Raw genomic sequence first — 9,585 nt, forward strand, 5'->3', positions numbered from 1 at the left:
TCAATTTTTATGATTAGAATTTGACATTAAGTGTTAAACCGTAGTTTCTTGTCAAAGGCATAGAAGCTCTTTCAAGACCCTGAGCATTACTATTAGAATAGTTAGACTCTGGATCAATGTTTGGCACTTTGTCATAAATTGTCCATAAATTGTGAGCAGAAAATGCTAAACTAACCGATTGAAATGGTGTTTTTGCAAGATTTGCTTTTGGGAAGTTGTAAGCAAAAGAAATTGCTCTAAGCTTAATAAAATCAGCATCGTAAACAAAGTTTGATGTTACATCGCTATAACTTCTCCAGTAATCGTATGCAGAAACTGTTGTGTTTACAGGATTACCGTTAATGTCTTTACCTGAAACTGCAATTCCGCCTTCACGGCCTGCAAGTGTAGACTCTGATAAACCGTAACGCATTCCTAACTGGTTTGTAGCAGAATAGATTTCTCCTCCAAATTTAGCATCAACAAAAATCGAAAGTGTAAAGTTTTTATAAGTAAAATCATTTGAAAGTCCCATTGCAGTTGGAGCAACACCTTGTCCTGCATTGATTAAATCTCCTCTCATAAATTTACCATTTGTATCCAATACAATGTTTCCGCTTGCGTCTCTTAAATAATCGTAAGCTTTAATAATTCCAAAAGGTTGTCCTTTTTCTAAAACTACAGAAGCTCTTGAATCTCTGTTTCCTTCTAATGTTTTTGTCGTAATTTTATCAGACAGATTAATTACTTCACTGTTATTGTAAGCAAAATTATATCCTACGCTCCAAGAGAATGTTGGTGTTTTAATTGCTTTTACATTGATTGCAAACTCTACTCCTTTGTTCAGAATTTCTCCAACGTTGATTTTTGTTGTTCTGTATCCAGAAGCCAAAGAAATATCAGCATCAGTAATATCGTTAGTTGTTCTTTTGCTATAGAAAGTCAAATCTGTACTAACTCTGTTATTGAAAAATGTATTTTCGAAACCAAATTCGATTGTACTTACATTATAAGGTTTTAAAGTTCTGTTTGGAACTGTTTCTCCATTAACACCCAAAATTGGTTGTCCTAAAGCATCTGTTTGCCCGTCTGGCGCAGTATACGTTAAAGCTAAAGCATAAGCGTCTGGCAATGCTCCTCCTACGTTACCCCAACCCGCTCTGAATTTTCCGTAAGTCATCCATTCTGGTAAATCAATTACTTCAGAATAAATAAAACTTGAACTCACAGATGGATAAAATGTACTGTTACTTGATGGATCTAAAGTAGAGAACCAATCTTGACGTCCTGTTAAACTTACATACAAGAAATCTTTGTATCCTAAATCGGCAGAATAGAAAAGAGAGTTTACTTCACTTTCAGAAAATAATTTTTCTGTTTTGTCCGGTTGTGTATTTCCGTAAAAATATTTGAATGGAACGATAAAATTGTTACCTCTCATTTTAATTCCACTGTATCTGTTATGTTGACGGTTACCCCCAACGAAAGCATCTAATGAAAGATTTTCTACGATATCACCTTTGTATCCTAAATAAGCAGAAGCGTTGTATTCTGTACGACCCTCAACTCTGTTTTCGTAAGATCCACCAGGATTATAATTTATTCCGGTAGGCTCGATTTCAGTATATTCATAATTAATATCGTCAATACCAATAACACCTTTAGCATAAATTTTTTCTGTAATGTTATAATTTACTTTTGCAGAACCAATAAAACGTTTTCTAAGGTCATTATTTAATGGTTGTTGTGTTGCAAAATATGGATTTGTATGATACGTATTTGCACCAAAATAATCCGCTTCACCACCATTTGCATCATATGGATTGCTTAACCATCTAATATCCGTTCCCGGAGTTAGGAAAGTAGTTGGGAAAGAAGCATTTCTAGGAGAGTCATTCAAATATGGTCTGTTATTACTTTTTTCTGTAATATACTGAGCATTTGTCTCTACACTTATTTTTTTGTTTGGAGCCGAATTCAAGCTTAAAGCTACGTTATTTCTTCCAAAGTTTGTTCCAGGCAAAATTGACTCGTCTTTAGTATTTCCGAAAGATAACCTGAAGTTGGTAGTTTCATTTCCTCCCGAAACGGCCAAAGTATTGCTGAAAGAATATCCAGTTCGATAGAAATTCTCAACATTGTCTTTTCCGTATGCCTGATATGGTTTAGTAGATCCGTCAAGTGCAAGAGATGGCGTACCATCGTACTTATCTCCCCATGCAAAATAGTAGGAGTCTCTAAGTTCCTGTAAATCTGAAAATCTTGTAGCAACACCATTTACCGGTGCTCCTGCTCCATATTGGTCTTGCCAGTGCAAAAGACTTGCAGGTGTGTTAAAAGTAGAGTTTGTACTAAAATCTACTCCAAGTCCTGTACCGCTTTTTCCTTTTTTAGTTGTGATTAAGATAACACCATTAGATCCTCTGTACCCATAAAGAGCAGAAGCAGCACTACCTTTTAATACCGACATAGAAGCAATATCATCTGGATTGAATGATGACATACCGTCTCCTTTATCTGCACCACCCCACATATTAGCGTTTCCTTGTTGACTGTTATCAATAGGAATACCATCAACAACATATAAAGGCTGGTTAAGTCCTGAAGCTGAAGTTGCTCCACGAATTACCACACGGCTCGAACCTGATGGTCCTGTAACCGGCGCAGAAACGTTAACTCCGGCAATTTTTCCCTGAAGGGCATTTCCTAAGTTAATTTCTTTATTTTTTGTCAATTCGTCACCTTTCAGTTCTCCAACTGCGTAACCTAAACTTTTCTTTTGTTTTTTAACTCCGAATGAAGTTACTACAACATCTTTTAATTCCTGAGTATTTTCTGCTAATACAACTGAAACTTTGTTTTGGTTTTGCTGTAATACAACTGCTTGTGGTGCAAAACCTATAGATGATACATTTAATGTAACCGGTCCTTCCGGAACATTCATTTTAAATCTACCTTCAGCATCTGTAACTGCGCTAAAAGGTTTTCCCTGAACTTCGATGGATGCGGCAATAACTCCTTTGTTTTGTGCATCAGTCACTATACCTGTTATTAATCGGTTTTGTGCGACAGCCCCTAAACTGCACAACAATACCATTCCTAACACTGCGAATATACGTCTCATAAGCATTTTTGGTTATTTGTTTTGATTTTTGTTTGTCTTAACGTGTGATTGTTTTAACGTGATTGTTTTTAAATAATTAATAATAAATTCGAACTCAACTTTAAAATGGCATTTAAAGATCTCCACCTTTAAACACTATACTTTTATAAAAACTTACTTTTCTAAATTGCAGAAATCGATATCATAATCCTTTTAAATACAGGACTAATATTCTCACTTTATTCATCTAAAACTTACTAAAACGATTTAGTAAAATGACTAAAAAAAAACGAAACCGTTTTTTCTTTTTTTAATTGTATCTACAGCCAAAAATTAAACTGACTCTCTAACTATCAGGTTTCCTTTTTTAAGGCTTTTTTCTATTTTAAATGCATCCATATCTGTCATTTGACTCATTAACAACTGTATAGATTTAATTGCAATATCTTCAATTGGTTGTGCAATAACCGAAATTGTTGGTGTATGCAATTTAAAACTGTCATGATCATCAAAACTAATAACCGAAATATCTTCCGGAATACTAATTCCTAATTTTCTAAAAACCTGAAGTCCTGCAAGTCCCATATAGTTGGCCAGGAATAACACTGCATCAATCTTCGAGTTTTTTTGAAAAAAGCTTAATAATGAAGCGATTCTGGTTTCTTCATTGCTGTGATAATCTACATGCAATACCAATTCCTCGTTATAAACACCTTCTTCCTTTAAAGCATCTCTATAACCGTCTTCCCTTAATTTCATCTGAATCATTTCAGAAGTATTATTAACAACAGCTATATTTTTACATCCTTTATTCATAAGGAATTTGGTTGCAGAGTTGGCCGCTTCATAATTATCCATTACGACATGGCTCACTCTTTGTCCTGGAAAATACCTGTCAATTAACACAACCGGCTTTTTCAATTTTAAAAGAAGTTCTATTTTCTCTTCTAAATTTTGTGTTGGCGTAATAATAAAACCATCAACATTTGCCTGCAAAAGACTACTTATTAATTCTTCTGAACGCTCATCGTCATCACCTGTACTACAGTAAAAAACTCTATAGTCTATATTTTTTGCTTCATCTTCGATAACGCGCGCCAAATCAGAAAAAAACTGATTTGAAATATCTTCTACTATAAGTCCAATCGATCTTGTTTTTCCAGTTCTTAAACTGGTTGCAATCATACTTGGTCTATAATTAAGGCTTTCGGCTACATCCTGCACTTTTTTAATAACAGCTGCACTTATTCCCATCTTCTCCCCTTTTCCATTAATCACAAACGATACTGTAGATATAGAAACTTTAGCTTCTGTAGCAATATCTTTGATCGTGATTTTTTTCATTTTGGGAGTTAATTTTTTATTAAAGTGTTATTAATGATATTACAAATATATACATAATAATTACTAAAACGTTTTTGTAATTGATTTTTTATACAAATCGTTTTTTTACAAGTGTTTTAAAGATAAAATACTAAAATTAATTACCTTTTTGTGATTTATCTTCAAACACAAAAGCCTCTATTCCGTAATTTCTCCACTAAATTAAGTTATTTTTATGAAATATAGACTTCTAAAAGTGAAGCATTTCCATTTAAAACAAACTTATTAACTGAAGCTGGAAGCAAAATTGTATCTCCCTTTTTATAACTATATTTTTTGTCTTCTATTTCTATTTCAAAATTACCTTCGGTACACATATAAACAGTAAAAGTTTCGCCATTTTTATCTACCTGAACTTCTCCTTGCAACGGAATAAAATTCGTTGTAAAATAGGAACAGTCTACAATAGCATTAGACGCATTGGCAACTTTAGCATATTTTTTATAGGTATCCGTTTTTTTATAATTTATTGCATCAAGAGCCAAATCAACATGTAATTCTCTTTTATTGCCTTGTGCATCTGTTCTGTCAAAATCATACAAACGATACGTTATATCCGATGTTTGCTGAATTTCAGCCACTACAAGTCCCGCTCCGATAGCATGCACAGTTCCTGTTTCCAGAAAAAACACATCTCCTTGCTTCGCTTTTACATCATCTAAAATTGAAATTAGTGTTTTGTTATTCAGGTTTTCTACATATTCTTCTTTACTCGAATCCTCTTTAAAACCAACAATAATCCTCGCATCAGTATCTGCCTGCATTACGTACCACATTTCAGTTTTACCAAAAGAATTATGTCGCTCTTTGGCTAATTTATCATTAGGATGCACCTGGATCGAAAGATCTTCTCGCGCATCAAGATATTTAAACAACAAAGGAAACTGTTTACCAAATCTTGCATAAACAGCTGTACCCAGAACTTCATTTGGTGATTCATTAATTATCTCAGAAAGTGATTTTCCTTTTAAATCGCCATTTGCAATTAAGCTTACATCACCTTCAACGGTAGATAATTCCCAGCTTTCACCTGTAATTTTTGATGTGATAGGTTTGTTCAGTAAGGTTTGTAATTTTTCGCCTCCCCAAATTCTTTCCTTCAGAATTGGTTCAAACTGCATTGGATACATTTTTGTGCTCATCTTTATATTTTTTAAATTTTTGTCTTTTTGCTGCTACTTAAATATGTATTAGCCTCTTTAATTGGTCGGTATAATTATTTAATAGAAATTGCAGTTCCTCCGCTCGATGCTAAATTTTGTTTTAACTTAGTTTTACTGTTTACTGTTATTTTTCGAATATTATACGACTGCGGATTTGTTTTATAATCAGCAGTTTTTCCATCTTCATAAATAATTGCAGTATATGATTTTCCTGCAGGAAGAAAACTAAAATCAATTAAAGCAGTACGATGGTTTTCATCTGTTATTGCTCCCACAAACCATTCTTGTTTTCCTTTTGTTTTTCGGGCAATTGTAATATAATCGCCAGGTTCAGCTTCAAGAATATAAGTTTCATCCCAATCCAGTGCAACATCTTTTATAAATTGAAAGGCATCATTAAAACGAATATAATTTTCAGGCAAGTCAGCTGCCATTTGCAACGGACTGTACATTGTTACATACAAAGCCAATTGTTTAGCTAGTGTTGTACTCAGTTTATTTTTCTTAGAACCATAAACAGATAAGTCGCCTTGAAATATTCCTGGTGTATAATCCATTGGACCTCCCATTAAACGCGTGAAGGGCAAAATAGTAGTGTGATCTGGATGAATTCCTTCCATAGATTCAAACTCTGTACCTCGCGCTGATTCTTGTGCGAACCAGTTTGGATATGTTCTATGCAAACCTGTGGGACGAACTGCTTCGTGAGAATCAACCATAATTTTATGCTTTGCCGCTTCAGTCGCTACATAAGTATAATGATTTACCATTTGCTGACCATCATGATGCTCACCTCTTGGAATAATAGGACCAACATATCCGGTTTTTACTGCATTATAGTTATTTGCTGTCATAAAATCTAAAGCGTCACTTAATTGTCTTTCGTATTCTGAAACAGACGATGTTGTTTCATGATGCATTATTATTTTCACATGCTTCTGCTGAGCATACTCATTTAATTCCTTTACATTAAAATCGGGATATGCTTTTGTAAAACTGTAAATATGTTCTTTTTTAAAAGCAGTATTATCTTCCCAGCCTTCGTTCCATCCTTCAACTAAGACAGCGTCAAAGCCATTTGATGAAGCAAAATCGATGTATTCTTTAACATGTTTTGTATTTGCTCCGTGTGTATTATTTGGTTTTAATTTAGAGAAATCTGTTTTACCAATCACCACATCCTGATTATCTGAATACGCCCAAGTTGATCCGCCACCAGTAAAATATTCCCACCATACACCTATGTACTTTACAGGTTTAATCCATGAAACATCTTCATAACTACAAGGTTCATTAAGATTTAATATCATTTTTGAAGCCAATATTTTTCTCGCATCATCACTAACTACAACCGTTCTCCAAGGTGTAAAACTTCCAGTCTGAATATATCCTTTATTTCCCACTGCATCCGGCACAAGATGCGAACTCAAGGAAAAAGTTTTATCATTTACATTAAGACACATTGCAGGATAATTTTTTAAAGCAGCTTCATGAATATTTATATAAAGTCCACTGCTTGTTTTCATCATCAATGGTGTTTGAGTAGCCAAATTTTTAATGGTGCTTTGCGCTGCTAAAGGCACATGCACTGCATCATAAACCAAAGCCTGCATTTCTGATATATTTGAAGTAGTATAACTATATTCATTTGTATCGTAATCTCCCGGAATCCAAAAAAGCTTATGATCTCCTGTTAAGTTAAACTCACTAGTTTCTTCCTGAATTATAAAATGACGTAAATTTTCCTGTACCGGAAATTCATACCTAAAAGCCAAACCATCATTAAACAAACGGAAATAAATAAGCATCTTACGTTTGCTTTTATCTTGCAATAAGGCAACTTTCATTTCGTTGTAATTATTTCTAATCTCTTTTTGCTCACCCAAAACAGGATTCCAGACACTATTCTCGGTCTTAAGCTCGCTGTCAATAATTTGAAAATCTTTATTAAGCATAATATCCGATTTCAAAATGAAACCCATTTTACTGTCCTGAAGGACTTGCTTATTTTTAAAATCAAGAGAATATATCGGAGTTCCTATCTTATCTAAATGGAATGCCAATTTAAAATTTCCATCAGGAGATTTTATTTCCTGAGCATTTACAGACAGGCTTAAAACCAAAACAAACAAGCAGCTTAATAATATATTTTTCATAAGTAGTTAAAATAAATATTCCTAAATCGATTTAGTAAAAATAATAAAAATTACACAACACATACACGATATTTTCAAAAAGATGCTTTTTACAACAAAAAAGTTCAGACTTGTTTTTAAAACCACGGAAACCATTCCTATAAAAATATACTATTCTTGGATTATAATCACAACTAAACTTTCAGTAATAAATATTACATAACTCATTATCAATTCATTTACAATAAAAAAACGTAAATTAGTTTTATCCAATAATATATCAAGGCAACTTTAAAATCTAAATAATTATGCGTTCACTTCTATTTTTACTCCTGATATTCTTAACAGTCTCCTGCAAAAAAGAACCTCAGAATAACACACTGTCTGATTATTTCACCTATAAAAACAATAACAAGATCGAAGCTGCCGGAGTAAAACTGATCCCCATTAAAACTCCTGTTGGAGACTATAAAGTCTGGACAAAAAGATTTGGAAACAATCCAAAAATAAAAATATTATTACTTCATGGAGGTCCTGCTATGACGCATGAATATATGGAGTGTTTTGAAACTTTTTTTCAACGCGAAGGTTTTGAATTTTATGAATATGATCAATTAGGATCTTATTACAGTGATCAACCAAAAGATAGCTCTTTATGGACTATAGATCGTTTCGTAGATGAAGTGGAACAGGTTCGAAAAGCTATCGGAGCAGATCAAAGTAACTTTTATATTCTAGGAAACTCATGGGGAGGCATTCTAGCAATGGAATATACACTAAAATACCAGAAAAACATGAAAGGATTACTAGTTTCAAACATGATGGCCAGCGCACCAGAGTATGGTAAATACGCTGAAGAAGTACTTTCCAAACAAATGGACCCAAAAGTCCTGGCAGAAATTAAAACAATAGAAGCAAAAAAAGATTTCACAAATCCCCGATACATGGAATTATTAATCCCTAATTTCTATCAAAAACATCTGTGTCGCTTAAAAGAATGGCCAGACGGTTTAAACCGCGCAAGTAAACATGTAAACAACGAAATCTATACCTTAATGCAAGGTCCTAGCGAATTTGGTATTAGCGGCAGACTAGCAAAATGGGACATTAAAAACCGATTACATGAAATTACAATTCCAACGCTAATGATTGGTGCCAAATACGATACAATGGACCCAAAAGCTATGGAAGAACAAAGTAAATTAGTCAAAAATGGTCACTATTTATATTGTCCCAACGGAAGCCATTTAGCTATGTGGGATGATCAGAAAGTTTTTATGAATGGCGTGATTCAGTTTATAAACAACGTTAATTTAGAAAAATCCGACCCTAATTAAAAATACAAACAATTAAAAATCAAACCTTTAATATATTCATGTTTTTAATGGCGTTTCCCTGCGGGTCGTGCTGTCCGCTGTATCTTTTGCGGAAGAAGTTTCATGGAAAACATGTATCTTTTTCTTTCCCGCAAAAGGATGTCGCTTCCATCACTAACGCAAGTACAGATTAATTGAAGTTTTATGTACAAACACCAATGAAAAACAAAAAACCCTATCCATTTAGGATAGGGTTTTTGAAAAGAAATGCGACGACCCCCGATAGCTATCGGGGCTCCAGAAAAATGCAGTACATTCAATATTTTACAAAACAAAAAATCCTTATCAAATAAATGGATCAATGCATATTGTTGTGGGGAAATATTAAAAGGTCGAAATTTGTATTTTAAAATCAAATAGAAATGCAGGATTCTTTTATTGATCTTCTCAAGTTGTTATTACCTGAAATAATAGTTGAATACTTTGAACTTACTTCTTATGAGAAA

General features: G+C 33.5%; 5 protein-coding genes. 1 reads left to right on the forward strand and 4 read right to left on the reverse strand.

Features of this window, described 5'->3' with window-relative positions; translation table 11 throughout:
- Window positions 1–13 precede the first annotated feature (13 nt).
- The 4 genes from KHA98_RS21910 to KHA98_RS21925 form a co-directional block, all read right to left on the reverse strand.
- Window positions 14–3,103 carry a SusC/RagA family TonB-linked outer membrane protein gene (locus KHA98_RS21910; RefSeq protein ID WP_246522486.1) on the reverse strand — a complete coding sequence of 1,030 codons (3,090 nt, stop codon included), beginning with the start codon at window positions 3,101–3,103 and terminating at the stop codon, window positions 14–16.
- Between the two features lie 312 nt (window positions 3,104–3,415).
- Window positions 3,416–4,426: a LacI family DNA-binding transcriptional regulator gene (locus tag KHA98_RS21915; RefSeq protein ID WP_213260129.1), complete on the reverse strand. Its 1,011-nt coding sequence runs from the start codon at window positions 4,424–4,426 to the stop codon at window positions 3,416–3,418.
- Window positions 4,427–4,638: 212 nt separating this feature from the next.
- Window positions 4,639–5,607 (reverse strand): type I phosphomannose isomerase catalytic subunit, encoded by a 969-nt coding sequence (locus KHA98_RS21920; protein WP_213260130.1) that lies wholly within the window; start codon window positions 5,605–5,607, stop codon window positions 4,639–4,641.
- Between the two features lie 74 nt (window positions 5,608–5,681).
- The gene (locus KHA98_RS21925) at window positions 5,682–7,784 is read right to left on the reverse strand and encodes a glycoside hydrolase family 97 protein (RefSeq protein WP_213260131.1); all 2,103 of its coding nucleotides are present in this window, start codon (window positions 7,782–7,784) and stop codon (window positions 5,682–5,684) included.
- A 287-nt stretch (window positions 7,785–8,071) separates the two neighbouring features.
- Here KHA98_RS21925 and KHA98_RS21930 point away from each other — a divergent pair, with 287 nt between their 5' ends.
- Window positions 8,072–9,100 carry a proline-specific peptidase family protein gene (locus tag KHA98_RS21930; RefSeq protein WP_213260132.1) on the forward strand — a complete coding sequence of 343 codons (1,029 nt, stop codon included), beginning with the start codon at window positions 8,072–8,074 and terminating at the stop codon, window positions 9,098–9,100.
- Window positions 9,101–9,585: the final 485 nt, after the last annotated feature.

It is taken from the genome of Flavobacterium branchiicola, from assembly GCF_018383905.1.
Taxonomy (GTDB): Bacteria; Bacteroidota; Bacteroidia; order Flavobacteriales; family Flavobacteriaceae; genus Flavobacterium; species Flavobacterium branchiicola.

Excerpts from the sequence above, each read along its gene's own strand:
- KHA98_RS21930 (WP_213260132.1), top strand. The coding sequence starts at position 8,072 with ATGCGTTCACTTCTATTTTTACTCCTGATATTCTTAACAGTCTCCTGC.
- KHA98_RS21910 (WP_246522486.1), bottom strand. The coding sequence starts at position 3,103 with ATGAGACGTATATTCGCAGTGTTAGGAATGGTATTGTTGTGCAGTTTA.
- KHA98_RS21925 (WP_213260131.1), bottom strand. The coding sequence starts at position 7,784 with ATGAAAAATATATTATTAAGCTGCTTGTTTGTTTTGGTTTTAAGCCTG.
- KHA98_RS21915 (WP_213260129.1), bottom strand. The coding sequence starts at position 4,426 with ATGAAAAAAATCACGATCAAAGATATTGCTACAGAAGCTAAAGTTTCT.
- KHA98_RS21920 (WP_213260130.1), bottom strand. The coding sequence starts at position 5,607 with ATGAGCACAAAAATGTATCCAATGCAGTTTGAACCAATTCTGAAGGAA.